Genomic DNA, 25,171 nt, shown 5'->3' with positions numbered 1-25,171 from the left:
TGACCCGGCCCGGGTACCCGGGCTATTGACACCCGCGTAACAATATCTTAAACAGCCGTTGTTTTTGTTGTGGTTTTCCGGATGGTTTCGAAGAACTGGTCAAAGAGGTATTCCGCATCGTGCGGGCCCGGACTCGCCTCCGGGTGGTACTGAACGGAGAATACGTTCTTGTCCTTCATCCTTATTCCTGCCACCGTGTCGTCATTCAGGTGGAGATGGGTGATCTCCAGGTCCGGGTGCGACTCGGTCTCCTGGCGGTTTACGGCAAATCCGTGATTCTGGGAGGTGATCTCCCCCTTGCCGGTCTGCAGGTTGATTACCGGGTGGTTGATCCCCCGGTGCCCGTGGTGCATCTTGTAAGTGCTTACCCCATTGGCCAGGGCAATCACCTGGTGCCCCAGGCATATACCGAAGAGCGGTTTGTCCGCGGCGATGATCTTTTTGGCCAGTTCCACAGCCGCCTTCAATGGCTGGGGGTCCCCGGGGCCGTTGGAAATAAAATACCCGTCCGGGCTCCAGGCTTCCATGGTTTCATAAGTGGTATCGTGCGGAAATACCTGGATGTAAGCCCCGCGTTTGGCGAGGTTGCGCAGGATGTTCTTTTTGATGCCGATATCCAGGGCGGCTATCCGGATCTCCGCATCCGCTTCACCGACAAAATAGGGTTCCCGGGTAGAAACCGAAGAGGCCAGTTCCAGGCCTTCCATGCTGGGCACTTTTGCGAGCTCCTCCCTGAGGGCGTCCAGCTCATCCACGCGGGTGGAAATCACGGCATTCATAGCGCCGTTGTCCCGGATATAGCTCACCAGGGCGCGGGTATCCACGTCCGAGATGGAAAACAGGCCATTCTTGTCCAGAAATTCCTGCAAACTGTAATCTGCATCCGGCCGGCTGTAACTATAGGAGAAATTCTTGCAAATCAACCCGGCAATCTTTACCCCGTCGGATTCCACTTCCTCCTCCCGGGCACCGTAGTTCCCGATATGCGCATTGGTAGTCACCATAAGCTGCCCGAAGTAGGACGGATCGGTGAAAATTTCCTGATACCCCGTGGTTCCCGTGTTAAAACACACTTCGCCAAAGGCGGTTCCCTCTTTGTCGCCTACCGCCTTTCCGTAAAATACGGTGCCGTCGGCTAGCAAAATCAGTGCTTTTCGCTTGGACTGATACTTCATAGATACTTCCGTGAATTATAGGTGTTAGACAAAATAACATAAAAAAAGGGACAGCCTGTGAAGACTATCCCTTTTTGGTTTAAAACTTTTAAAAAGTACCGCTTATTCCTTGGAATCATCGGCTTTTTTTTGGTCTTCCGCTTCCTTCTCCGGAGCCTCAGCCGGCTCATCGGCGGCTTTGGCTTCCTGAGCCTCGGCGGCCTTCTCCTCCTTGGCCTCGGCGGCTTTGGCTTCCTGAGCCTCGGGGGCCTTCTCCTCCTTGGCTTCGGCTACCTGCTCTTCAGCGGGCGCCTGCCCGGCTGCCGGTGCCTCTGTGGCGGCGGCAGACCCCTTGGATTTGGATCGGCGGCTGCGGCGCGTAGACTTCTTCTTCGGCTTATCCGCGTTGTAGAGCTCGTTGAAATCCACCAGCTCAATCATCGCCATGTCGGCATTGTCACCCAACCGGTTTCCCAGCTTGATGATGCGGGTGTATCCGCCCGGGCGGTCACCGACCTTTTCGGCTACCGAGCTGAACAGTTCGGATACGGCCTCCTTGCTGCGCAGGTAGCGGAAGGCGATCCGACGGTTGTGCGTACCGAGTTCGGCAGACTGGTTGTTTTCGGCCTTGGACTTGGTGATCAGCGGTTCGATGAACTGCTTGAGCGCCTTGGCCTTGGCAACCGTGGTGTTGATGCGCTTATGTTCGATCAGGGAACATGCCATATTGGCCAGCATCGCCTTGCGGTGCGCTGTTTTCCTTCCCAGGTGGTTGATTTTCTTTCCGTGTCTCATCTTCTATCAATAGTTTCGCTGGCGGCGCGGAACGCTGCCTGCTTAATCCTTATCCAATTTATATTTTGACAGGTCCATGCCAAAGTTCAACCCTTTGTTGATAACCAGTTCCTCGAGTTCGGTCAGTGACTTCTTTCCGAAGTTGCGGAACTTCATCAGGTCGTTCTTGTTGAAGGACACCAGGTCTCCAAGGGTATCCACCTCGGCGGCTTTCAGGCAATTCAGCGCCCGGACGCTCAGGTCCATGTCCACCAGCTTGGTCTTCAGCAATTGCCGCATGTGCAGGGATTCCTCGTCGTAGGTTTCCGTCTGCGCAATCTCGTCGGCTTCCAGGGTGATCCGCTCGTCGGAGAAGAGCATAAAATGGTGGATCAGCACCTTGGCGGCTTCGGTGAGCGCGTCCTTGGGGTGGATGGAACCGTCCGTCAGGATTTCGAAGACCAGCTTCTCGTAGTCGGTCTTCTGCTCCACCCGGTAGTTCTCAATACTGTATTTCACATTCCGGACCGGGGTAAAAATCGAGTCCACGGCAATGCTTCCCAGCGGCGCATTCGATTTCTTGTTCTCCTCGGCGGGAACATATCCGCGACCCTTTTCGATGATGATTTCCATGTTGATACTCACCTTCGGGTCCATGTTGCAGATAACCAGGTCCGGGTTCAGCACCTGGAATCCGGAAATGAATTTTTGGAAATCCCCTGCGGTCAGTTGTTCCTTTCCGCTGACGGAAATTGAGACAGTTTCCTCGTTGACGTCGTCGATCTGACGCTTGAAGCGGATCTGCTTCAGGTTCAGGATGATCTCGGTTACATCTTCCACAACCCCTTCAATCACCGAAAATTCGTGCTCCACCTTGTCGATGCGCACCGAAGTGATCGCAAAACCTTCCAGGGAGGCGAGCAGCACCCTCCTGAGCGCATTCCCGACAGTCAGACCATAACCGGGCTCCAGGGGGCGGAATTCAAACTTCCCCTCGAAGTCGGTCGAGTCTATCATGATAACTTTATCGGGCTTCTGAAAATTAAATAATGCCATAATCGGATCTGTGTGGTTTTTATTTAGAGTATAACTCGACGATCAGCTGTTCCTTGATATTCTCCGGGATCTGGAGACGTTCCGGAACAGCGACGAACGTACCCTCCTTCTTATCGGAATTCCAGCTGATCCACTCGTACACATTGCTGTGGTTGGACAGGGAATCCTCGATGGCCTGGAGGGATTTGGATTTTTCGCGGACCCCAACCACGTCGCCGGCACTCAGGGAGTAAGAAGGAATGTTCACCAGTTCCCCGTTAACGGTAATGTGCCGGTGGGAAACCAATTGCCGGGCTGCCCTCCTGGAGGGGGCGATACCCATGCGGTAGACGACATTGTCCAGTCGGGACTCGCAGAGCTGCAGGAGTACCTCACCGGTAACCCCTTTGCTCCGGTTGGCCTGGGCGAACAGATTCCGGAACTGGCGTTCCAGGATGCCATAGGTGTACTTGGCCTTCTGCTTCTCCATCAGCTGGATTGCGTATTCCGACTTCTTACCGCGACGGCGGTTGTTCCCGTGTTGCCCCGGAGGGTAATTCTTTTTCTCGAAGGCCTTGTCGTCTCCGAAGATAGCCTCGCCGAATTTGCGGGCTATTTTTGATTTTGGTCCTGTGTATCTTGCCATTTTCAGAAATTTTGAGGATGTGGTTATGAATTAAGGCTTAATCCTTCGATAACCGTAACAACACCCCCAGTGAAAAATTAATTATTGGTGTTTCTTGCTCGTATCAGACTCTGCGTCGCTTGGGCGGGCGGCACCCGTTGTGCGGCAGCGGGGTCACATCGATGATTTCGGTTACCTCGATGCCGTTGTTGTGGATGGTCCGGATGGCAGACTCCCGTCCGTTACCCGGCCCCTTCACGTATACCTTGACCTTGCGCAGGCCGGCTTCGTGGGCCGTCTTGACACATTCCTCGGCAGCCACCTGGGCCGCATAAGGCGTGTTTTTCTTGGAGCCGCGGAATCCCATCTTCCCGGCAGACGCCCAGGAAATCACATCCCCTTTCTTATTGGTCAGGGAGATGATGATGTTGTTAAAAGAAGCCGTGATATGGGCTTCCCCGGTGGATTCAACCGCCACCTTGCGTTTCTTGGTCGACTTGGCCGCCTTAGCGCCCTTTGATCCTGTCTTTGCCATAATCTGCTATTACTTGGTAGCTTTCTTCTTGTTGGCTACGGTTTTACGCTTTCCTTTACGGGTACGCGAGTTGTTCTTGGTACGCTGGCCCCGGAGCGGCAGTCCCGACCGGTGGCGAATGCCGCGATAACATCCGATATCCATGAGTCGCTTGATGTTGATCTGCGTCTCGGAACGGAGTTCCCCTTCAATGGTAAATTCACCTACAGCTTCCCGGATGCGACCGATCTCGTCGTCGCTCCAGTCGGAGACCTTGGTATCCTCGTCCACCTTGGCTTTCTCGAGGATTTCCTTTGCCCTGCTTTTGCCAATACCGAAAATGTAGGTAAGGGCAATCACGCCTCTCTTTTGTTTTGGGATGTCTACCCCTGCGATTCTAGCCATAGTTACCCTTGTCTTTGTTTAAATCTAGGATTCTTCTTGTTGATTACGTACAGTCGCCCTTTGCGCCGTACGATCTTGCATTCGGCGCTGCGTTTCTTTATGGATGCTCTTACTTTCATCTTGTCCGTTTCTTTAGTATCTGTATGTGATTCTGGCTTTGGTCAGGTCGTAGGGGCTCATTTCAAGCTTTACCTTGTCCCCGGGCAGCAATTTGATGTAGTGCATACGCATCTTGCCCGAAATATGAGCCGTCACCACGTGACCGTTCTCCAATTCCACGCGGAACATGGCGTTGGAAAGCGCTTCTATTATCGATCCGTCTTGTTCTATCGGAGCTTGCTTGGCCATATATTATGCTACTTTTCTGTTCTTACCTGTTTTCATCAGGCCGTCGTAATGGCGGTTGAGCAGGTAGGAATTTACCTGTTGCACCGTATCGATAGCCACCCCGACCATGATGAGCAGGGAGGTGCCGCCGTAGAACAGCGCCCAACCGGCCTGCATATCCATCAGCTTCACCACCACCGCCGGCAATACGGCCAGCAGGGCCAGGAATACCGAGCCGGGCAGCGTGATGAGCGACATCACCTTGTCCAGGAAATCGGCGGTTTCCTTTCCGGGGCGGATGCCCGGGATAAAGCCGCCGCTGCGTTTCAGGTCGTCGGCCATTTTATTGGTCGGGACCGTGATTGCGGTATAGAAATACGTAAAGATGATGATCAGCAGGGCAAACAGGATATTGTAATACAATCCGAAAATGTCCTGGAAGTTCACTTCCATCCACTGTCCAACAGCTGTTTCGTTAAACGTGCTTCCGATCAAACCGGGCGCAAACATAATCGCCTGCGCAAAAATAATGGGCATCACCCCGGAAGCGTTCAGCTTCAGCGGGATATACTGACGGGAGCCCATAACGTTTTTTTCATATCCCCCGGAGGCGGATCGGCGGGCGTACTGCACCGGGATGCGGCGGGTCGCCATCACCAGCAGTACGCTGGCGAGGATCACCACAAACCAGAGGATCAGTTCCACCAGGATCAGCATCGGGCCGCCGTTGCCGTTAAGGCGGGAGGCCGATTCCTGCAGGAAGGCCTGCGGCAGCGTGGCGATGATCCCGATCATGATCAGCAGGGAAATCCCGTTGCCGATTCCCTTGTCGGTAATCTTTTCACCCAGCCACATGGCAAAGACGCAACCGGTTACCAGGATAACCACGGAAGGCACCATAAAGCTGAGGCCTTTGCCCAGCAGGAATGCGCTGTCCGGAACCCCCAGGGCCCCGAGGCTATAGAGGTAGGTCGGTGCCTGGATAATACAGATGGCGATGGTGAGCCATCGGGTTATCTGGTTTTTGGTCTTCCGGCCGCTTTCGCCTTCCTTATCGAGTTTCTGCAGGTAGGGAATCGCGATCCCCATGAGCTGCACCACGATGGAAGCCGAGATATACGGCATAATCCCCAAGGCAAAAACCGAGGCGTTGGCAAAGGCCCCGCCGGTAAATGCATTCAGGATACCGAGGATGCCCTGCTCCGTATTCGACGACAGTTCGGCCAGCTGGGAGGTGTCGATCCCGGGGAGCACCACCTGGGCCCCGAAACGATACACCAGCAGCAGACCGAGCGTAATCAGGATACGGGACCTGAGCTCTTCGATCTTCCAGATATTCGTTATGATCTCAAAAAATTTCTTCATATCTGGCTCGCTTATAAACTTATTGCCTCACCGCCGGCAGCCTCGATGGCCGCTTTGGCACTGGCCGTAAATTTATGAGCAGTGATTTTCAGGGGGGCCTTCAATTCGCCCCGACCCATAATTTTCACCAGGTCGTTTTTGTGCGCCAGGCGAAGCTCAACGAGGTTATCCACATTGACTTCCTTTTTGATCGTACCGCTGTCCGCCAATTCCTGGAGGGTGTCCAGGTTGATGCCGCGGTATTCCACGCGGTTCATATTGGTGAAACCGAACTTGGGCACACGGCGCTGAAGCGGCATCTGCCCGCCTTCGAACCCGATCTTCTTGGAATAGCCGGAACGGGACTTGGCCCCTTTGTGGCCCCGGGTGGCTGTACCGCCCTTACCGGAACCCTGGCCGCGACCAACGGTCTTGCCGCCCTTGTGAACAGATCCTTTTGCAGGTTTTAAATTCCCTAAATCCATACTCCCTTTCTTTTAAGCTTCTTCTGTAGAAACCAGGTGTTTTACTTTTTCAATCATTCCGAGGATGCTCGGGGAGGTGGTGTGCTCCACTTCCTGCCCGATACCTCTCAGCCCAAGGGCCTCCAGGGTCCGTTTCTGGTCCTGAGGACGCTTGATGCTGCTCTTTACTTGTCGTACTTTGATCTTAGCCATCTGTCTGCTCCTTATCCGTTGAATACTTTCTCCAGGGAAATGCCGCGCTGCTTGGCAACGGTATTCGCGTCCCGCAATTGCAGCAGGGCGTCGAATGTCGCCTTCACCACGTTGTGCGGGTTGGAAGACCCCTGGGACTTCGACAGTACGTCCTGTACGCCTACGGCTTCGAGTACGGCGCGTACCGCACCCCCGGCAATCACACCGGTACCGTGGGAAGCAGGCTGGATATAGACCCGGGCGCCCCCGTATTTGCCTTTCTGCTCATGCGGAAGGGTTCCCTTGTTCAGGGGGATACGGATCAGGTTCTTCTTGGCATCCTCCACTGCTTTGGCGATGGCCGTGGCCACCTCCTTGGATTTGCCAAGCCCGTGGCCCACTACGCCGTTTTCGTCACCGACCACGACAATTGCAGAAAAGCCGAAGGCCCGTCCACCTTTGGTTACCTTGGTAACCCGTTGTACTCCAACCAGCCGGTCTTTCAGTTCCAGACCGCCCGGCTTAACCGTTTCCACATTTTTGTATTTCCCGTACATAGACTTGTATTAAAATTTTAATCCGCCTTCTCTGGCTCCTTCAGCCAGGGACTTCACCCGGCCGTGATACTGATATCCCCCACGGTCGAAGGCCACTTTCTCGACACCGGCTTCCCTGGCTCTTTCGGCCAGGCTTTTGCCGACAGCGGCGGCGATTTCAGATTTGGTGCCTTTGGCTTTGGCCAGTTCCTTATCCCTGGACGAAGCGGCAACCAGCGTTTTGCCAGTGGTATCGTCGATCACCTGGGCATAGATCTCCTTGTTGCTCCGGAATACCGAAAGGCGCGGGCGCTCTGCGGTACCGAAGGACACCTTGCGGATGCGCCTTCTGATCTTGTTTCTCTTTTCAGACTTAGATAGTCCCATAGTTCGTTGGATTATGCTGATTTACCTGCTTTTCTTCTCAGTTGCTCGCCTTTGAACTTCACCCCTTTGCCTTTGTAGGGCTCCGGCTTGCGGAAGGAGCGGATCTTGGCAGCTACCTGCCCGACGAGTTGTTTGTCGTGGGAGGTGAGCTTGATGGTCGGGTTCTTCCCTTTTTCCGAAGTAGTCTCAATCTTGACCTCCGGCGCCAGGTCCATCACGATATTGTGAGAAAACCCGAGGGCGAGGTCGAGTTTCTGGCCCTGGTTGCTGGCGCGGTATCCAACCCCCACCAGCTCCAGCTCCTTGGTCCACCCTTTGGTAACACCCTGGAGCATGTTGTTGATCAGCGCGCGGTAGAGACCGTGTTTGGCCTTGTCGTCCTTGGTAAAGTTCTCCGGGCGGGATACGATTACCTCGCCATCTTCTACCTTCACCCCGACGTTGCTGAATTCCTGGGTAAGTTCCCCCAGTTTGCCTTTGACGGTCACCACGTTGCCGGAAACTTCCACAGTGGCTCCCTCCGGGATCGGAATCGGGCTTAAACCTATTCTAGACATGCTTCTTAATCTTTATAATTCTATTAATAAACGTAGCACAGCACTTCGCCGCCGACGTTTTCCTGCTGGGCCTGCTTGCTGGTCATTACCCCGTGGGAGGTAGAGACAATGGCAATCCCCAGGCCATTGAGTACCCGCGGCAATTCGCCACTGCCGGCGTACTTCCGCAGTCCCGGCTTGGACATACGCTGGATTTTCCGGATTACCGGCTCCTTGGTCACCTTGTCGTACTTCAGGGCGATCTTGATGGTTCCCTGGGTGTTGTTCTCCTCGAACTTGTAGCTCAGGATGTACCCCTGGTCGAACAGGATCTTGGTGATCTCCCGTTTTAAGTTGGAAGCGGGGATCTCCACCACGCGGTGTCCGGCACGGCTCGCGTTCCGGATGCGGGTCAAATAATCTGAGATAGGATCTGTAAACATCTTCTTTCCTGTATTATATCGGTTACCAACTGGCCTTTTTGACTCCGGGGATCAGTCCCTGGTTTGCCATTTCGCGGAACATGACCCGGGAAATCCCGAAAGTCCGCATATATCCCCTGGGGCGTCCGGTAAGCTTGCAGCGGTTGTGCTGGCGAACCGGAGAGGCATTGCGGGGAAGCTTTTGCAGCGCTTCGTAGTCGCCGGCCTCTTTCAGGGCCTTGCGCTTCTCGGCGTATTTTGCTGCCAGTTTCGCCCTTTTGCGTTCGCGGGCTTTCATTGATTCTTTAGCCATACTAGTTCTTTTTAAAGGGTAACCCCAATTCGCTTAACAGTGATTTCGCTTCCTTGTCCGTTTGTGCCGAAGTCACAAAGGTGATGTCCATCCCGTTGATCCGGTTGATCTTGTCGATGTTGATCTCCGGGAAGATGATCTGCTCGGTAATCCCCAGGTTGTAATTCCCGCGACCGTCAAAGCCGGTGGCGCGGATCCCCTGGAAATCGCGTACCCGGGGCAGCGCGGTAGTTACCAGCCGGTCGAGGAACTCGTACATCCGCTCGCCCCGGAGGGTAACCTTGGCCCCGATGGGCATGCCCTTCCGCAGCTTAAAGGCCGCAACGTCCTTTTTAGAGACGGTGGAAACGGCTTTCTGACCCGTGATCATCGTGAGTTCGTCCACGGCGTGGTCGATCAGCTTCTTATCGGCAACTGCGGCTCCGACGCCACGGCTAACGACAATCTTCTGGAGCCTGGGAACTTCCATGATGTTCTTGTACCCGAACTCTTCCTCGAGCGCCTTGATCACGCGCTCTTTATATTCCTGTTTTAATCTTGGTACGTAGGCCATAACTAAATAACTTCATTGGATTTTTTCGCCACCCGTACCTTGCTCCCGTCGCGCATTTCATAGCCTACACGGGTGGTATCCCCGGATTTGGCGTCGATCAGCGACAGGTTGGAAATATGGATGGGCGCTTCCTTTTCCACAATCCCTCCCTGGGGGTTGCTGGCACTCGGCTTCTCGTGTTTGGACACCGTGTTCACGCCTTCCACGATCGCTTTGTTCTTCTCGCGGATAATGCGCACCACCTTGCCTTCGCTCCCTTTGTGGTCGCCGGCAATTACGCGAACGGTATCTCCTGATTTGATCTTGAACTTCATCTCGTTGTCTTATTTAGAGTACCTCGGGGGCCAAGGAAACGATTTTCATAAATTGTCTGTCACGCAGTTCCCGCGCCACCGGCCCGAACACGCGGGTGCCCCGCATCTCCCCGGTGGGGTTCAGCAGCACACAGGCGTTGTCGTCGAAACGGATGTAGGATCCGTCCGGGCGACGAACTTCCTTGGTCGTACGAACGACCACGGCCGTTGAAACAGCTCCTTTTTTGATGGTTCCGTTGGGAGTCGCCTCCTTGACGGTTACCACGATTTTGTCGCCCAGGGAGGCGTACCGCCTTTTGGTACCTCCCAACACGCGGATGGTCAATACTTCTTTGGCCCCGGTGTTATCTGCTACTTTGAGTCTTGATTCCTGCTGTAACATAATTATTTGGCTCTTTCAAGGATTTCTACGAGTCTCCAACACTTGGTCTTGCTAAGCGGGCGGGTTTCCATGATCTTCACGGTATCGCCGATATTGCAATCGTTGCTTTCGTCGTGGGCTACATATTTTTTTGTCCGCAGTACGAACTTCCCGTACATCGGGTGCTTTACCCGCTTGACCTCGGAAACCACGATGGACTTCTCCATCCGGTTGCTGGTCACCACGCCAATACGTTCTTTTCTAAGATTTCTATTTTCCATAAAGCAACACCAATTATTGGTTTTCCCTTTTTGTTAATTCAGTCGCCAGTCGCGCAACGGTCCTCCGGGCCGTTTTGATCTGAAGCGGATTCTCAAGCGGCGTAACGGCGTGTGCCATTTTCAGTTCGTCGTACTGCTTCTTGAAATCGGCCATCTTCTCTTTCAGCTCCTCTACGGACAGCTCTTTTATCTCTGCTTGTTTCATGATTCGGTCCAATTAAGAGGGATCGTAATCCCTGGCCACTATAAATTTTGTCTTCACCGGCAGTTTCTGGGCGGCCAGGCGCAAAGCTTCCTGGGCGACATCGATCGGCACACCGGCTACTTCGAACATGATCCGGCCCGGTTTCACAACCGCTACCCAGTATTCCGGGGCTCCCTTACCTTTACCCATCCGAACCTCGAGGGGTTTCTTGGTGATGGGCTTGTCCGGGAATATTTTAATCCAGAGTTGTCCCTGGCGCTTCATGTAACGGGTGGCTGCAATACGCGCCGCCTCAATTTGCCGGGAGGTAATAAAGCTGGAATCCAGGGATTTGATCCCGAACATCCCATTGGAGAGCTGGTGGCCCCGCTGCGATATACCTTTCATTCGGCCTTTCTGGGCCTTCCGAAACTTGGTTCTTTTTGGCTGTAACATGTTCTTTAAGCTTCTTTATTTATTTTCTGCGACGCTTCTTGCCGTCCTGTTTTCCGGACTTGCTGCCTCCTTTGGACATACCTACCAGGGGCGACAACTCGCGCTTGCCGTATACTTCTCCCTTCATGATCCACACCTTCACGCCCAGCCGGCCGTAGGTGGTGTGCGCTTCGTGCAGGGCGTAGTCGATGTCCGCACGGAAGGTGGACAACGGGATACGACCGTCCTTATAGCTTTCGCTCCGGGCCATTTCGGCGCCGTTCAGGCGGCCGGAAATCTGGATCTTGATCCCTTCGGCATTCATCCGCATGGCAGCGGCGATAGCCATCTTGATCGCACGGCGATAGGAAATACGACTCTCGATCTGCCGGGCAATGCTCGCGGCAACCAAATTCGCGTCCAGTTCGGGGCGCTTGATCTCAAAAATGTTGATCTGTACCTCCTTGTCGGTGATCTTTTTGAGCTCCTCCTTCAGTTTGTCCACTTCCTGGCCGCCTTTCCCGATGATGATACCCGGGCGGGCAGTGGTAATGGTAACGGTGATCAGCTTCAGGGTCCGCTCGATGATGACGCGGGAAACACTGGCTTTTGCCAGACGGGCGTGGATATACTTGCGGATTTTATCGTCCTCGGCCAGTTTATCGCCGTAGTCGTTACCTCCGTACCAGTTGGATTCCCAGCCCCGGATGATTCCCAGGCGATTCCCTATCGGATTCGTTTTTTGTCCCATACTATCTTATGCTAGCTTTCTGCGTTATTTCTGGCTCCCAATACCAAAGTCACATGGTTGGAACGCTTTCTGATTCTGTGTGCGCGTCCTTGCGGGGCGGGGCGCAGGCGCTTGAGCATGCGGCCGCCGTCTACGCGGATTTCCTGTACAAAAAGGTCTGCGTTCTCGATATCCGCATCCTCGTTTTTAGCCTGCCAGTTGGCAATGGCCGAAAGCAGCAGCTTCTCGAGCCGCCGGGAGGCCTCCTTGGTACTGTAGCGCAGGATCGCCAGGGCCTTCTCAACTTCTTCGCCCCTCACCTGGTCGGCGACCAGACGCATCTTGCGGGGAGAGGTCGGGCAGTTGTTCAGCTTGGCGAATGCCAAGTGTTTTTTCTCCTCTTTGATCCTCTCGGCCATCTGTTTTTTACGAACACCCATAGCGCTTATTTTTTACCTTTATTTTTTGCTCCGGCATGCCCCCGGAAGGAACGCGTGGGAGAAAATTCACCCAGTTTGTGTCCTACCATGTTCTCGGTGACATATACCGGGACGAATTGCCGGCCGTTGTGTACGGCGATGGTCTGCCCCACGAAATCCGGGGTGATCATCGAAGCCCGCGACCAGGTCTTGATTACGGTCTTCTTGCCGGAATCCACGTTTTGCTGAACCTTTTTATCCAGGCTGTAATGAACGTATGGTCCTTTTTTTAGGGAACGTGCCATTTCTTACTGTTTTATTTCTTTCTGCGTTCTACAATATACCGGTTGCTGTCCTTGGTCCGGGAACGGGTGCGGTACCCTTTGGCAGGTACGCCGTTACGCGACCTCGGGTGGCCTCCGGATGCACGGCCTTCCCCACCACCCATCGGGTGATCCACCGGGTTCATAGCTACCGGACGGGTCCGGGGACGGCGTCCGAGCCAACGGCTGCGGCCGGCCTTACCGGAAACGAGCAGCTGGTGGTCCGAATTGGACACGGCGCCGATGGTTGCCAGGCAGTTGGCCAGGATCATCCGGGTTTCGCCGGAAGGCAGCTTGATGGTGGCATACTTGCCTTCACGGGCCATCAGCTGGGCAAAGGTCCCGGCACTCCGCGCCATCACCGCTCCCTGTCCGGGGCGCAGCTCGATGCAGGAGATAATGGTACCCAGGGGAACCTCAGCCAGGGGCATGGCATTCCCGATTTCAGGAGCCGAACCGGCACCTGAGCGGATCTTTTGCCCTACCTGCATGCCATTCTGGGCAATCACGTAACGCTTTTCGCCGTCGGTGTATTCCACCAGGGCGATAAATGCAGAACGGTTCGGGTCGTACTGAATCGACTTTACTTCGGCGGCAACATCCTGTTTGTCGCGTTTGAAGTCGATTACACGGTACCTTCTCTTGTGCCCACCACCTTTGTAGCGCATGGTCATCTTTCCTCGACTGTTCCGGCCGCCCGACTTTTTAATCGGGGCGAGCAGGCTCTTCTCCGGCGAATCGGAAGTAAGGGCGTCAAAGCCATTTACTATCTTGAAACGCTGTCCGGGAGTGATCGGTTTTAACTTTCTAACTGACATGCCGTGTCTTTAGAGATTACTGTAAAAATCTATTACGTCACCATCTTCCACATCCACAATGGCCTTCTTATAGGCATTGGTCTTGCCCTGCTGAACACCGGTCTTGGTGTAGCGGGTCTTGCGGGAAGGGCCGTAGTTCATGGTGCGAACCTTCTTGACGGTAACCCCATAGGCTGCCTCCACGGCATCCTTGATCTGCAGCTTGTTGGCCGCCGGGTTTACGATAAACCCGTAGCGGTTGTACAACTCGCTGTCGGAGGTCATTTTTTCGGTAATGATCGGCTTAATCAACACACTCATGATTTCCTACTTATTTAAATTTGCCGCAATTCCTTCCAGAGCTCCTTCGGTCAGGACGACATTGTTGGCGTTCATAATTTTGTAAGTGCTTAATTCAGTGTTAGTTACAACTTCAGCACCCTTAAAATTACGCGACGACAAATATACGCTATTATTTTGTTCACCCAACACTATCAGGGACTTTTTGTCCTCCAGCCCGAGGGCCTTCAGTACGTCGATAAAGTCCCGCGTCTTCGGCGTATCGAATGAAAAGTCTTCCACCACGGTGATGGCGTTGGCCTGGCTTTTGAGGCTCAGGGCCGACTTGCGGGCCAGCCGCTTTACGTTCTTATTGAGCTTCTGGGTGTAGTCCTTGGGACGCGGCCCGAAGATCCGGCCACCCCCGCGGAAGATGGGCGACTTGATGCTGCCCGCCCGGGCGGTACCCGTACCTTTTTGTTTCTTGATCTTGCGGGTACTCCCTGCAATCTCAGCGCGTTCCTTGGCCTTGTGGGTACCCTGCCGCTGGTGGGCCAGGTACTGCTTCACATCCAGGTAAATGGCGTGCTCGTTCGGTTCTATCTTGAAGACGTCGTCCGCAAGCTCCGCTTTGCGCCCGGTCTCTTTTCCCTTGATATCTAAAACTGCTACCTTCATTACTTCTCGATGGTTATGTATGCGTTCTTATGGCCCGGAACCGCTCCCTTGAGTACCAGGAGGTTCTTTTCCGGGACGACTTTCAGCACGCGGAGGTTCTGGACGGTGACGCGCTGGTTGCCCATCTGCCCGGCCATCTTCATACCCTTGAATACGCGCGAAGGGTCCGATGCAGCCCCGATGGAACCCGGAGCCCGAAGGCGGTTGTGCTGACCGTGCGTAGACTGGCCGACACCGCCGAATCCGTGGCGTTTTACCACTCCCTGGAAGCCTTTTCCCTTGGAGATACCGTTGACGTCCACAAACTCGCCTTCCTTAAACAATTCAACATTAATGGTGTCCCCCAGTTTGAAAGCTCCCTCTTCGAAATAGCGGAATTCGACAACCTTCTTTTTAGGCGCAGTGCCTGCCTTCTTGAAATGGCCGTTCTCGGCCTTGTTGGCACGCTTGTCTGCCTTGTCATCGAAACCGAGCTGAAGGGCATTGTACCCGTCTACTTCCTCGGTTCTGACTTGGGTGACGACACAGGGCCCCGCTTCGATGACGGTACAGGGGATATTCTTCCCATTCTCGTCAAAGATGCTGGTCATGCCGACTTTTCTTCCGATTAACCCAGACATACTTAATTGATTTAAGTTGGGGCTTTGGCCTTGGATTCCGGCCCCTGAGGGGACCCGAACCGGGCCATCCTCCCGGTTATTACTGATTTACAAATTCATTCTCAACTTTCCGACAAAAAAACAGGGCCAAAAATAATCCGACCCCGAATGTATTTTTGTTTCCGTTTTTCCTTCGCTTGCAGCTCCGGACATGTCGTGGGAGGACGCACCCCCCGGCTTTTCAATGGGCTGCCCCCACCCTCCCGGGCCTGGCAACCGGTTTGCCTGACAGCGTCAGACCTTGATCTCCACCTCGACCCCGCTGGGAAGCTCAAGCTTCATCAGGGCATCGATGGTCTTGGAGGAGGAGCTGTAAATATCCAGCAGCCGCTTGTACGAACTCAGCTGGAACTGCTCCCGGGATTTTTTATTCACGTGGGGCGAACGCAACACGGTGAATATCTTCTTATGCGTCGGCAACGGAATGGGTCCGGTAACCACCGCTCCGGTCGTCTTGACCGTCTTGACGATCTTCTCGGCAGACTTGTCTACCAGGTTGTGATCGTATGATTTCAATTTGATTCTGATTTTCTGACTCATCACTTCCGGAATTAGGCGGTTACACCTTTGGTTGCTTTAATCACTTCTTCGGCAATGTTCGACGGGGTCTCCGCGTAGTGGGAGAATTCCATGGTCGAAGTTGCACGGCCCGAGGAAAGGGTCCGCAGCGAGGTGACGTATCCGAACATCTCGGACAACGGCACATCGGCCTTGATCACTTTGGATCCGGCGCGGTCGGACATGTTGTTCACCTGTCCGCGACGGCGGTTCAGGTCTCCTACAATGTCCCCCATATTCTCTTCCGGGGTGAGCACCTCCAGCTTCATGATCGGCTCCATGATGATCGGGCGGCACGCCTTGGCAGCGGCCTTGTAGCCGAGCTTGGCAGCCAGCTCAAAGGAGAGGGAATCCGAATCCACCGGGTGGAAGGAACCGTCCTTGAGGGTGATCTTCATACTGTCCATTTCAAAACCGGCCAGCGGCCCGTTTTTCATGGCTTCCTTGAAGCCTTTTTCGACGGAAGGGATATATTCCTTAGGGATGTTACCCCCCTTGATCTCGTTGACAAAGGTCAGGCCCTGGTCCTCCTCACTGTCGGCCGGGGCCATCGTGAAGACGATATCGGCAAACTTACCGCGTCCACCCGTCTGCTTCTTGTAAACTTCGCGGTGGTTGGCTTCCTGGGTAAGGGCTTCCTTGTATTCTACCTGCGGCTGACCCTGGTTCACCTCCACCTTGAACTCCCTGCGGAGCCGGTCGACGATAATGTCCAGGTGCAGCTCGCCCATACCCGAGATAATGGTCTGTCCGCTCGCCTCGTCCGTCTTGACCTGGAAAGTCGGGTCTTCCTCCGCCAGCTTGGCGAGGGCCATCCCGAGCTTGTCTACGTCGGCCTTGGTCTTGGGCTCCACGGCGATACCGATTACCGGATCGGGGAAATTCATGCTTTCCAGCACGATCGGGTGCTTCTCGTCGCAGAGGGTGTCACCCGTTTTAATATCCTTGAACCCAACTGCTGCGCCGATATCCCCGGCCGCAATCGATTCGATGGCATTTTGTTTGTTGGAGTGCATTTGATAGATCCGCGAGATCCGCTCCTTGTTGCCTGAACGCGTGTTCAGTACATAGGAGCCCGCATCCAGTTTCCCGGAATAGCAGCGGAAGAATGCCAGGCGGCCCACAAACGGGTCCGTGGCAATTTTAAATGCCAGGGCCGAGAAAGGCGCGGTAGGATCCGGCTTCCGTTTGGCCGGCTCTTCCGTATCGGGGTTCACTCCTTCAATCGCATCCTTGTCCAGGGGCGAAGGCAGGTAGCGGCACACGGCGTCCAGCAAAAACTGAACTCCTTTATTCTTGAAGGCGGAGCCACAGATCATCGGGATGATGCTCATGTCCATCACCGCAGCCCGAAGGGCGGCGTGAACTTCCGCTTCCGTGATGGAATCCTCGTCCTCAAAGAACTTCTCCATCAGATTTTCGTCGTATTCCGCAACGGCCTCAATCAGCTCGGCGCGGTATTTTTTCACTTCCTCCTCCATATCGGCGGGAATGTCGATCTCCTCGAAGGTAGACCCCATGTTTTCCTCGCTCCAGATGATGGCGCGGTTTTTCACCAGGTCCACAATCCCCCGGAAATCCGCCTCGTCCCCGATAGGCAATACGATGGGCACGGCATTGGATTTCAGCATGTCGCGCACCTGCTGGCAAACAGCCAGGAAATTGGAACCCTGGCGGTCCATTTTGTTGACAAACCCCATCCGCGGCACCTTGTAGTTGTCCGCCAGACGCCAGTTGGTCTCAGACTGGGGTTCCACGCCGTCCACGGCACTAAAGAGGAATACCAGTCCGTCGAGCACCCGCAAGGAACGGTTTACCTCCACGGTAAAGTCCACGTGGCCGGGGGTGTCGATGATATTAAAGTGGTAAGGCTTGGTATTGTCGGTCGGCTGCCCGTTTTCGAGCGGGAACTGCCAGGTACAGGTGGTAGCCGCGGAGGTAATCGTAATCCCGCGCTCCTGCTCCTGCTCCATCCAGTCCATGGTAGCCGCCCCGTCGTGAACCTCCCCGATCTTGTGGCTTACGCCCGTGTAAAAGAGGATGCGTTCCGTCGTGGTGGTTTTCCCGGCATCGATGTGAGCCGCAATACCAATATTCCTTGTAAATTTTAAGTCTCTCGCCATTATCTTTAGAATCTAAAGTGAGAAAATGCTTTATTCGCTTCGGCCATTTTATGCGTATCCACGCGCTTTTTAACGGCCGCGCCCTCTTCCTTCGCCGCAGCAAGCACCTCGGCAGCCAGTTTCTGGGCCATGGATTTTTCGTTCCGTTTCCGCGAAAAGCTGATCAGCCATTTCATCGCGGTGGAAATCTTGCGATCCGGGCGGATCTGCATCGGGATCTGGAAAGTGGCACCACCGACACGACGGCTGCGCACTTCCACGTGGGGCATAATATTGGAAAGGGCTTCCTTCCAGAGCTCCAGGGCATTTTTCTCTTCGTCCGTCTTCTTTTCCTCGACGATATCCATGGCGTCGTAGAAAATCCGGAATGCGACGGATTTCTTCCCGTCCCACATCATCATATTCACAAAACGCGTCACCAGCTGGTCGTTATACCTCGGGTCTGGCAACAGCGGTCTTTTTTTTGCCTGTCTTTTTCTCATTGCTTCTGATTAATGTGGTGAATTACTTTTTGGGGCGTTTGGCTCCATACTTGCTCCGGCGCTGGGTCCGTCCGGCTACGCCGGCGGTATCCAATGCCCCGCGCACAATATGGTATCTGACACCCGGTAAGTCCTTCACACGTCCGCCTCTAACCAATACTATCGAGTGCTCCTGGAGGTTGTGACCTTCGCCGGGGATGTATGCGTTGACCTCCTTACCGTTGGTAAGCCGCACCCGGGCAACCTTCCGCATGGCGGAATTCGGCTTTTTGGGCGTGGTGGTGTAAACGCGCGTACAGACCCCTCTGCGTTGCGGGCACGAATCCAAAGCAGCCGATTTACTCTTCTTGGTAATTGTGGCCCTTCCTTTTCGTACTAATTGTGAAATTGTTGGCATAAAATCGCTTGATAAAAAAATATACCCCTGTTTAAGGGCTGGCAAATGTAGCAATTATTTCCTGTAATTCAAATCCCTGACATTTAATTTTAAGGCATTTTTATCCCCGCAACCCTTCATCCCCGGACCGACCCCTCCGCACACCTGAAACCGCACGCACCCGGATGCCGGTTTTGCCGTTCGGTTATACCTTAATATATATAGGGGCCCGGTTGTGTCTCCCCAACACTTCCACATGAGTTGCGGGGAAGCAATCGCGTGTCACGGGCCGGGAACAGGCCGCCTGCTCCAGCTGCCGCCCCCGGTCTTGTGAAGGCGTGCCGGAAAGCCGGGGTCGAAAATGACGCTCGTTACCAGAAAGACTTAAAGTGGACGTTCGGCAGCAGGCAGCAGTCATTTTATCTTTTTCGCAACCAGGCGGGGTCAAAAATACGCATCTGACAAATGGGAAAGGCCTAAAATTTTGACTACGAATTATCCCGGCAGCGCTTAAAGTTTTATTAAAATAAGTTTGGATTATTAACACAGAATTAAGATTTTCGCACTTAGCTAATTCAAATAATTAAAAAATGAGAACAAAATTAAATGGAATCCTGACGCTATTTTTAGCGTTGGTTGTGCAGATTTCCTTTGCACAAGAAAAGACGATTTCAGGTACGGTTGCCGACGCAGACGGTCTGCCGCTACCTGGGGTTAACATCCTTGTTCAGGGCAGTACCACGGGTACGCAGACCGACTTCGACGGAAACTACGCCATCCAGGCGAGTGAAGGCGATGTGCTGGTCTTCACCTATCTCGGCATGCGTGCAGAGAACCGTACCGTGGGCGCCGGGAACACCATTAACGTTCAGATGGCAGAGGACGCCCAGGCCCTGGAAGAGGTGGTTGTAACCGCCCAGGGTATCAAGCGGGAAAAGAAAGCGCTTGGTTATGCGGTCTCCTCGGTAGACGAGGACCAACTGGAAAACCGGACGGAAGGTGATGTGGGCCGTATCCTCAGGGGTAAGGCTTCCGGTGTGAATATTACCCAGCAAAGTGGTATTTCAGGTTCTGCGACCAATATCGTTATCCGGGGGTATCAATCCTTCAGCCAGGACAACCAGCCGCTCTTTATCGTGGACGGGGTGCCTTTCAGTAGCGACACCAACGCCCAGGGTAGCTTTGTGGACGGGAACAACGGTTCCTCCCGTTTCCTGGACCTGGACCCGAACAACATCGAAAGCGTCAACGTACTGAAGGGGCTCTCTGCAGCTACCCTGTACGGGGAGCAAGGTAAGAACGGGGTTATCCTGATCACCACCAAGAACGGTGCTGTGGGCGGGCAACCCAAGAAGTCGGAAATCACGGTTTCCTCTTCGATCTTCTTTAACAAGATCGCCTCCACCCCGGACTACACCATGAAGTACGGGAATGGGTTTGACCAGGCATTCGGCTGGTTCTTCTCCAACTGGGGTCCTTCCTTTGAGCGCGAAGGCCGCGCCGGATGGGGGAACTTTTCAAACTTCCCGTCAGTTTACGACATTCGTAACGACGGGACCATCCTCCACCCCTTCTCCACTGCAGGTGCCTCTACGGGCATCCCTGCAGCTTTCCCGGAATTCCAGGGACGCCGCTACGAGTGGAAGCCCTACGCCAGTGTGCCGAACTTCTTCCGCACGGGAACAGTTTCCAATCTCTCGGTAAACGCCAACGGCTCATCCGACGACGGAACACTGAGCTACAACGCGAGCTTCGGTCACCTGGAAGACGAAGGATTTACCCGCGGCAACACGCTGAACCGGAATACTCTCGGTCTCGGTGGGCGCGCGGTACTCAGCAATAAATTCACCATCAACGGGACGATGAACTATTCCCGTACCGATTTTAAATCGCCTCCTGTAGCTCTCGGGGACGGTAACCAGGTAATCGGTAGCGGTGCTTCTGTATTTAGTAACGTATTCTTTACGCCGCGTTCGGTAGACCTGATGAACATCCCGTTCCAGAACCCGATCACCGGAGGAAGCGTTTACTACCGTCAGAACAACAGTATCCAACACCCGCTTTGGACAGTGAACAACGCCTTTACGCGTCAGCTGACCAACCGGGCCTTTGGTAACATCTCAGCCCAATACGATATCAACGACAACCTGAACCTGCTCTACCGCTTTGGTTACGACGTGTACAACGAGCGTAACCTGAACGCTCAGAACAAAGGAGGTATCGGGGTGTCTACCCAATATATCAGCGGGGTTTACCAGACCTGGGACAACAACAACACCATCTGGAACCACGATGTGATCCTGAACGGATCCTACGACCTCTCCGAAAAACTGGACCTGACGTTTAACGTCGGTGGGCAGTCGCGACTGACGCATTTCGACCAACAGGGGGTTGCCAGTAGCGGCCAGAACGTCTTCGGCGTCCTCCGTCACTTCAACTTCGACCTGCAGGATGAAATCCAATTTACGCAGCAGCGGAACATCGTCGGTCTGTACGGCCAGGTAGACTTTGGCTACGACAGCTGGCTCTACCTGACGCTGAATGCGCGGAACGACTGGGTTTCCAACCAGTCGGTGGACAACCGCTCCCTCCTCTACAAAGGTGGTAGCTTCTCCTTTATCCCGACTTCGGCCTTTGACGGCCTGTCGAGCCCGGGAGGGATCAACTACCTGAAGATCCGGGGTGGTTACGGGGAATCTGCCGGTTTTGCAACCGGGTATCCGACTTCTGTCGACCTGTTCCTGAACACGCAGAACTTCGTTGACCAGGATGGTGCCTTTGTGGTTTCCAACACGGTATCCAACACCCTGGCCAACCCGAATATCAAGCCCGAGCGTTACGCCGAGTACGAATTAGGTTTGGAAGGGCGTTTCTTTAACTTCCTGACGCTGGATGTTTCCGCCTACAAGCGATTCACCAACGACCTGATCGTCAACCGTCCCCTGGGGCCGGCTACCGGTGGTACCACCATCCAGACGAACGTCGGGGAAATCGAAGGTGAAGGACTTGAGATTGACCTGGGAGCAGCCCTGGTTCAAACTGAGGATTTCAGCTGGAACGTAAATGCCAATTTCAACACGAACCAGTCTACAGTTACTGATCTGGGAGAAGACACCGATATCATCGTGTACGCCGGTTTCACCAACCTGGGGAACGCCGCCATTGAAGGCGAGCAACTCGGGGTGATTGTCGGTAGCCGCATCCAGCGGAACGAGAACGGCGAGTTTGTTGTGGATAGTAACGGAAACTACATTTCGGAAGAAGTAGATGAAAACGGTCGTCTGCCCGTCATCGGGAACCCGACTCCGGATTTCATCCTCAACGTAGGCAGTGACCTGAATTACAAAGGCTTCAACCTGAGCTTCCTGTTCAACCACCAGCAAGGTGGGGACATCTACTCCCAAACCGTAGCCACGCTACTCGGACGGGGGCTGATTGCCGATACGGACAACCGGGAAGCCACGTTCATCCTGCCGGGTGTAAGCACCGACGGCAGCCCGAACACCGTAGCCATCAACAACTCTGCTTATTACTTTAGCAACGTGCTTTTCGGACCTTCCGAGCTGCAGATTTACGATGCTACCACGCTCCGTCTCCAGGAGGTATCCCTCGGATACAGTGTGCCGAGCAAATACCTGGACAAAACGCCGTTTGGAAGCCTTTCCTTTACCGTTTCAGGATTTAACCTGTGGTATAAGGCCTTCAATGTGCCGGAAAGCTCCAATTTCGATCCCAACGTAGCGGGTATCGGAGTAGGAAATGGCCAGGGATTCGATTACCTGAACGGACCGAGCTCCAAGCGTTACGGATTCAGCATCAAAGCCAGTTTCTAAAAAAAAATATAGCAATAGATTATGAAAAAAGTATTAAAAATAGCGAGTTTCATCCTGGCTGCCGGAGCGTTGACGTTCCAGTCATGTGAAACCACGGAATTGGATCTTCGGAACAATCCGAATGCACTCTCCCCGGAAAGTGCCTCTCCAGATTTCCTATTGAACAGCATCCAGCGGGAATTTATCCGTACGGTACAGACCGTAGGGACCCGAAACGCTGAGTTTGCACGAATCGAATATATGTTTGGCCGCCAGTACCGGACCGTTTACGACCCGGGCGACTTCAACGTCCAGTGGACCGACGTATATACCGAACAATTGACAGATACCTATGCCCTGTACGGCATTGCCGATACGGACGACCTGCCCTTCCATAAAGGAATGGGGCAGTTCATGGAGGCTTTCTCCATGACCATGCTGGTCGACAACTTCGGGGATGTTCCCTATTCCGAGGCTAACCAGGGCGCGGATAATTTCAACCCTAGCGCCGATTCAGGCGCGGCCATTTACGCGGCCATGCTGGACCTGTTGGATGAGGCGATTGCCAATTTCAACGCAGGTGGAGTTGCCCCCGGCACGGATTACTTCTTTAACGGGGATGCCGATGCCTGGGTAAAGGCCTGTAACACCTTAAAGCTGAAGTTACTGGTCAACACCCGCCTGGTAGATGCCAGCGCAGTGAGCCAGTTTAACAGCATCATCAGCAGCGGCAACTACATTTCCTCTATCGAAGACGACATGCAGTTCCAGTGGGGCACGCAGGAGGTACAGCCGGATACACGGCACCCGCAGTACGCCGGGGACTATACGCCTTCCGGGGCCAATGATTATCGTTCCAACCACCTCATGCAGTACATGATGGATATGGACGACCCGCGGATGCGTTACTACTTTTACCGCCAGAATGCTGAAACCCCGGGTGCTCCCGGTGTTCCACCGAACCTTGAGACCATTGAGTGTTCCCTGCAATCACCTCCCGTACACTACAACGGCTTTCCGTTCTGTAGCCTGGAGAACGGCTACTGGGGCCGCGACCACGGTAGCGACGAAGGGATTCCGCCGGATGGTTTCCTGCGGTCTATCATCGGAGTGTATCCTGCCGGAGGGAAGTTTGACGACGACACCTTCGAAGGCCAGGTACTCGGAGATGGTGGCGGCGGAGCCGGTATCACTCCTGTACTCCTCGCGTCTACTGTAGATTTCTGGGAAGCCGAAATCGCCCTGACTAGCGGCAACACGCCCGCAGCCCGCCAGCATCTGCTGGACGGCCTTGCCAAGAGCGTAGAGAAAGTGAGCAGCTTCGGATCTGTCGATCCGACCGCCGACCTTTCATTCGAGCCCAGCGATGCGGATATCGCCTCCCACGCAACAGCGGTTGGGGACGCTTTTGACGCTGACAGCGAAGGCGGGTGGAATGTCCTGGCTCAGGAATTCTACGTAGCCCAGTACGGTAACGGAATGGATGCCTTTAACTTCTACCGGAGGACCGGATATCCGGATAACCTCCAGCCGAATATCGACCCGAGCCCGGGGAACCTGGTTCGCTCGTTCTTCTATCCGTCTACAGAGGCCAACAACAACTCGTCTATCACTCAAAAAGGAGATCACACGCAGCAAGTCTTCTGGGACAACAACCCGGCAGGACCGAGCTTCCCGTTCTCTAACTAATAAAACTCCGAAGTAAGATGAAAAAGATTTTAAATATCAAATACTTAGCCTTGGCGTTGACTCTCGCTTTCTTTAGTTGCGAGAGCGATGATAAGGTGATCGATCAAGTTTTCGACGGAGTGGATACCGAAACTCCATTCCTCCGGATCCTAAACCAGTCGGGTTCGAATCTGGATATATTCAATACCAGTTCGATGCACACCTGGGAACTGGAATACCAACTCGTTCCCAACGACCCGTCCCTGGATAAACTGCAAAGCGTGGATTTCCAGGTATCTTTTATCGATAATAATGACGAAGACGGGGTGGACCGCTCTGCGGGGCCCGCTGCTTTTGGCTCCCTGGGGCCGGCAGACTTTGATACGGAAGGGGATTATGGCAACATGAAGGCTTCATTCAGCTATTCCCTGCAGGAAGCCATGGATGCCGTAGGCGTAGAATTCGCCGATCTTTCAGGTGGCGACAATTTCCTGGTAACCTGGGAATTGACCACCACGGATGGAGATGTAATCGGCCCGGATGATGTGAGCGGGGACGTTGCAGCTGTTGGGGGATATTACTCATCCCAATACCAATTAATCTCCTCTCTGGTTTGTAATTTCGAGCAACCTGACTTCTTTACGGGAACCTATCTCATGACAGAACTTGAGACGGGTGGCAACCCATTCTTTGGTTCCTTTGGAGATGTATTCGGCACACAAACCGTTGAGATCACCGGAAGCGGTACAAGTCGTGAACTCGTATTCAATTATTACCCTGCGAGTTTTGCGATAGCCAGCACGATGACCCTGAACTTTATTTGTGACCGGGTTGCTTTGAACGGTTCTGTCGGCCTTTCTTGTGGCGGTGGCAACATTGGCTACCAAGAAGACCCCGCCAATACCATCTTATTTGATAATGTGGATTTCACCAGCGATGAAATCATCCTGTTTATCGAAGATTTTCAACCTGATGGAGGTTGCGATACAGGAAGCTATACAACCCGTGTACAGCTTACCAAGTTGTAACCACTTGCATAGCTAATAATTTCTTTAAATCAAGACCGCCTCTCGGGGCGGTCTTTTTTTTTGTATTTCCTCAAAAAACAGGC

The 25,171-nt window shown here is 53.9% G+C and carries 35 protein-coding genes and 1 pseudogene; 3 read left to right on the top strand and 33 right to left on the bottom strand.

Annotated features, from left to right (window positions below; genetic code table 11):
• Positions 1-47: 47 nt before the first annotated feature.
• The 33 genes and pseudogenes from carA to rpsL all read right to left on the bottom strand — a co-directional run bounded on the left by carA (position 48) and on the right by rpsL (position 18,601).
• Positions 48-1,175, bottom strand: a complete 1,128-nt coding sequence (gene carA / locus RB2501_RS06565) for a glutamine-hydrolyzing carbamoyl-phosphate synthase small subunit (RefSeq protein ID WP_015753979.1) — start codon at positions 1,173-1,175, stop codon at positions 48-50.
• A gap of 231 nt (positions 1,176-1,406) precedes the next feature.
• Positions 1,407-1,949 (bottom strand): annotated as a pseudogene (gene rplQ, locus RB2501_RS16390) (50S ribosomal protein L17); the annotation flags it as partial.
• Between the two features lie 42 nt (positions 1,950-1,991).
• Positions 1,992-2,984, bottom strand: a complete 993-nt coding sequence (locus RB2501_RS06555) for a DNA-directed RNA polymerase subunit alpha (protein ID WP_041327044.1) — start codon at positions 2,982-2,984, stop codon at positions 1,992-1,994.
• A 19-nt stretch (positions 2,985-3,003) separates the two neighbouring features.
• Complete coding sequence (gene rpsD / locus RB2501_RS06550) at positions 3,004-3,609, bottom strand: 30S ribosomal protein S4 (RefSeq protein ID WP_015753976.1); 606 nt, start codon at positions 3,607-3,609, stop codon at positions 3,004-3,006.
• Positions 3,610-3,712: 103 nt separating this feature from the next.
• Positions 3,713-4,123 (bottom strand): 30S ribosomal protein S11, encoded by a 411-nt coding sequence (gene rpsK / locus RB2501_RS06545; protein ID WP_015753975.1) that lies wholly within the window; start codon positions 4,121-4,123, stop codon positions 3,713-3,715.
• Between the two features lie 9 nt (positions 4,124-4,132).
• Positions 4,133-4,507, bottom strand: a complete 375-nt coding sequence (rpsM, locus tag RB2501_RS06540) for a 30S ribosomal protein S13 (RefSeq protein WP_015753974.1) — start codon at positions 4,505-4,507, stop codon at positions 4,133-4,135.
• A 2-nt stretch (positions 4,508-4,509) separates the two neighbouring features.
• Positions 4,510-4,626, bottom strand: coding sequence for a type B 50S ribosomal protein L36 (gene ykgO / locus RB2501_RS15975; protein ID WP_013621733.1), 117 nt, complete (start codon positions 4,624-4,626; stop codon positions 4,510-4,512).
• 13 nt (positions 4,627-4,639) lie between these two features.
• Positions 4,640-4,855: a translation initiation factor IF-1 gene (gene infA / locus RB2501_RS06535; RefSeq protein WP_015753973.1), complete on the bottom strand. Its 216-nt coding sequence runs from the start codon at positions 4,853-4,855 to the stop codon at positions 4,640-4,642.
• A gap of 3 nt (positions 4,856-4,858) precedes the next feature.
• On the bottom strand, positions 4,859-6,199 hold the full coding sequence (gene secY / locus RB2501_RS06530; protein WP_015753972.1) for a preprotein translocase subunit SecY: 1,341 nt from the start codon (positions 6,197-6,199) through the stop codon (positions 4,859-4,861).
• 11 nt (positions 6,200-6,210) lie between these two features.
• On the bottom strand, positions 6,211-6,663 hold the full coding sequence (gene rplO / locus RB2501_RS06525) for a 50S ribosomal protein L15 (RefSeq protein ID WP_015753971.1): 453 nt from the start codon (positions 6,661-6,663) through the stop codon (positions 6,211-6,213).
• 12 nt (positions 6,664-6,675) lie between these two features.
• The gene (gene rpmD / locus RB2501_RS06520; RefSeq protein WP_015753970.1) at positions 6,676-6,855 is read right to left on the bottom strand and encodes a 50S ribosomal protein L30; all 180 of its coding nucleotides are present in this window, start codon (positions 6,853-6,855) and stop codon (positions 6,676-6,678) included.
• Positions 6,856-6,866: 11 nt separating this feature from the next.
• Positions 6,867-7,391, bottom strand: coding sequence for a 30S ribosomal protein S5 (rpsE, locus tag RB2501_RS06515; protein ID WP_015753969.1), 525 nt, complete (start codon positions 7,389-7,391; stop codon positions 6,867-6,869).
• A gap of 9 nt (positions 7,392-7,400) precedes the next feature.
• On the bottom strand, positions 7,401-7,757 hold the full coding sequence (gene rplR / locus RB2501_RS06510; protein ID WP_041327042.1) for a 50S ribosomal protein L18: 357 nt from the start codon (positions 7,755-7,757) through the stop codon (positions 7,401-7,403).
• Between the two features lie 11 nt (positions 7,758-7,768).
• Positions 7,769-8,314, bottom strand: a complete 546-nt coding sequence (gene rplF / locus RB2501_RS06505; RefSeq protein WP_041327041.1) for a 50S ribosomal protein L6 — start codon at positions 8,312-8,314, stop codon at positions 7,769-7,771.
• A 23-nt stretch (positions 8,315-8,337) separates the two neighbouring features.
• Positions 8,338-8,736, bottom strand: a complete 399-nt coding sequence (rpsH, locus tag RB2501_RS06500) for a 30S ribosomal protein S8 (RefSeq protein ID WP_041327040.1) — start codon at positions 8,734-8,736, stop codon at positions 8,338-8,340.
• Positions 8,737-8,758: 22 nt separating this feature from the next.
• Positions 8,759-9,028, bottom strand: coding sequence for a 30S ribosomal protein S14 (gene rpsN, locus RB2501_RS06495; RefSeq protein WP_041327039.1), 270 nt, complete (start codon positions 9,026-9,028; stop codon positions 8,759-8,761).
• 1 nt (position 9,029) lies between these two features.
• Positions 9,030-9,581 carry a 50S ribosomal protein L5 gene (rplE, locus tag RB2501_RS06490; RefSeq protein ID WP_015753964.1) on the bottom strand — a complete coding sequence of 184 codons (552 nt, stop codon included), beginning with the start codon at positions 9,579-9,581 and terminating at the stop codon, positions 9,030-9,032.
• A gap of 2 nt (positions 9,582-9,583) precedes the next feature.
• Positions 9,584-9,895 carry a 50S ribosomal protein L24 gene (gene rplX, locus RB2501_RS06485; RefSeq protein WP_015753963.1) on the bottom strand — a complete coding sequence of 104 codons (312 nt, stop codon included), beginning with the start codon at positions 9,893-9,895 and terminating at the stop codon, positions 9,584-9,586.
• Between the two features lie 13 nt (positions 9,896-9,908).
• Entirely contained in the window at positions 9,909-10,277 is a 369-nt protein-coding gene (gene rplN / locus RB2501_RS06480; protein ID WP_015753962.1) for a 50S ribosomal protein L14, read from the bottom strand.
• Positions 10,278-10,279: 2 nt separating this feature from the next.
• On the bottom strand, positions 10,280-10,537 hold the full coding sequence (rpsQ, locus tag RB2501_RS06475; RefSeq protein ID WP_041327038.1) for a 30S ribosomal protein S17: 258 nt from the start codon (positions 10,535-10,537) through the stop codon (positions 10,280-10,282).
• Between the two features lie 13 nt (positions 10,538-10,550).
• Positions 10,551-10,742 carry a 50S ribosomal protein L29 gene (rpmC, locus tag RB2501_RS06470; RefSeq protein ID WP_041327564.1) on the bottom strand — a complete coding sequence of 64 codons (192 nt, stop codon included), beginning with the start codon at positions 10,740-10,742 and terminating at the stop codon, positions 10,551-10,553.
• Positions 10,743-10,754: 12 nt separating this feature from the next.
• A complete protein-coding gene (rplP, locus tag RB2501_RS06465; RefSeq protein WP_041327036.1) occupies positions 10,755-11,177 on the bottom strand; it encodes a 50S ribosomal protein L16 in 423 nt (140 codons plus the stop codon).
• 19 nt (positions 11,178-11,196) lie between these two features.
• Positions 11,197-11,907, bottom strand: a complete 711-nt coding sequence (gene rpsC, locus RB2501_RS06460; RefSeq protein WP_015753958.1) for a 30S ribosomal protein S3 — start codon at positions 11,905-11,907, stop codon at positions 11,197-11,199.
• 11 nt (positions 11,908-11,918) lie between these two features.
• On the bottom strand, positions 11,919-12,326 hold the full coding sequence (gene rplV / locus RB2501_RS06455; RefSeq protein WP_041327035.1) for a 50S ribosomal protein L22: 408 nt from the start codon (positions 12,324-12,326) through the stop codon (positions 11,919-11,921).
• 5 nt (positions 12,327-12,331) lie between these two features.
• A complete protein-coding gene (gene rpsS / locus RB2501_RS06450) occupies positions 12,332-12,610 on the bottom strand; it encodes a 30S ribosomal protein S19 (protein WP_015753956.1) in 279 nt (92 codons plus the stop codon).
• 11 nt (positions 12,611-12,621) lie between these two features.
• A complete protein-coding gene (rplB, locus tag RB2501_RS06445) occupies positions 12,622-13,446 on the bottom strand; it encodes a 50S ribosomal protein L2 (RefSeq protein WP_015753955.1) in 825 nt (274 codons plus the stop codon).
• 9 nt (positions 13,447-13,455) lie between these two features.
• Complete coding sequence (gene rplW / locus RB2501_RS06440; RefSeq protein WP_041327034.1) at positions 13,456-13,746, bottom strand: 50S ribosomal protein L23; 291 nt, start codon at positions 13,744-13,746, stop codon at positions 13,456-13,458.
• Positions 13,747-13,752: 6 nt separating this feature from the next.
• Positions 13,753-14,382, bottom strand: coding sequence for a 50S ribosomal protein L4 (gene rplD / locus RB2501_RS06435; protein ID WP_015753953.1), 630 nt, complete (start codon positions 14,380-14,382; stop codon positions 13,753-13,755).
• Positions 14,382-15,002, bottom strand: a complete 621-nt coding sequence (gene rplC / locus RB2501_RS06430; RefSeq protein ID WP_041327033.1) for a 50S ribosomal protein L3 — start codon at positions 15,000-15,002, stop codon at positions 14,382-14,384. The genes rplD and rplC overlap by 1 nt, the downstream gene beginning before the upstream one ends.
• 273 nt (positions 15,003-15,275) lie before the next feature.
• Complete coding sequence (gene rpsJ / locus RB2501_RS06425; protein WP_007094989.1) at positions 15,276-15,581, bottom strand: 30S ribosomal protein S10; 306 nt, start codon at positions 15,579-15,581, stop codon at positions 15,276-15,278.
• 11 nt (positions 15,582-15,592) lie between these two features.
• Positions 15,593-17,722, bottom strand: coding sequence for an elongation factor G (gene fusA, locus RB2501_RS06420; RefSeq protein WP_015753951.1), 2,130 nt, complete (start codon positions 17,720-17,722; stop codon positions 15,593-15,595).
• Between the two features lie 5 nt (positions 17,723-17,727).
• On the bottom strand, positions 17,728-18,204 hold the full coding sequence (rpsG, locus tag RB2501_RS06415; RefSeq protein WP_041327032.1) for a 30S ribosomal protein S7: 477 nt from the start codon (positions 18,202-18,204) through the stop codon (positions 17,728-17,730).
• 22 nt (positions 18,205-18,226) lie between these two features.
• Positions 18,227-18,601 (bottom strand): 30S ribosomal protein S12, encoded by a 375-nt coding sequence (gene rpsL / locus RB2501_RS06410; protein ID WP_013305196.1) that lies wholly within the window; start codon positions 18,599-18,601, stop codon positions 18,227-18,229.
• 569 nt (positions 18,602-19,170) lie between these two features.
• On the opposite strand from rpsL, the gene RB2501_RS06405 reads away from it, so the two are divergent.
• Genes RB2501_RS06405 through RB2501_RS06395 form a run of 3 tightly spaced genes read left to right on the top strand, consistent with a single transcriptional unit; the run spans position 19,171 to position 25,088 of the window.
• Positions 19,171-22,413 carry a SusC/RagA family TonB-linked outer membrane protein gene (locus RB2501_RS06405; RefSeq protein ID WP_041327031.1) on the top strand — a complete coding sequence of 1,081 codons (3,243 nt, stop codon included), beginning with the start codon at positions 19,171-19,173 and terminating at the stop codon, positions 22,411-22,413.
• A gap of 21 nt (positions 22,414-22,434) precedes the next feature.
• Positions 22,435-24,081: a SusD/RagB family nutrient-binding outer membrane lipoprotein gene (locus RB2501_RS06400; RefSeq protein WP_015753948.1), complete on the top strand. Its 1,647-nt coding sequence runs from the start codon at positions 22,435-22,437 to the stop codon at positions 24,079-24,081.
• 17 nt (positions 24,082-24,098) lie between these two features.
• Complete coding sequence (locus RB2501_RS06395) at positions 24,099-25,088, top strand: hypothetical protein (RefSeq protein WP_148214303.1); 990 nt, start codon at positions 24,099-24,101, stop codon at positions 25,086-25,088.
• Positions 25,089-25,171 lie beyond the last annotated feature (83 nt).

The organism is Robiginitalea biformata HTCC2501 (assembly GCF_000024125.1).
GTDB classification, from domain to species: Bacteria; Bacteroidota; Bacteroidia; order Flavobacteriales; family Flavobacteriaceae; genus Robiginitalea; species Robiginitalea biformata.
The sequence above is the reverse complement of the archived record's forward strand: the minus strand, read 5'-3'. Positions and strand labels throughout refer to the sequence as shown.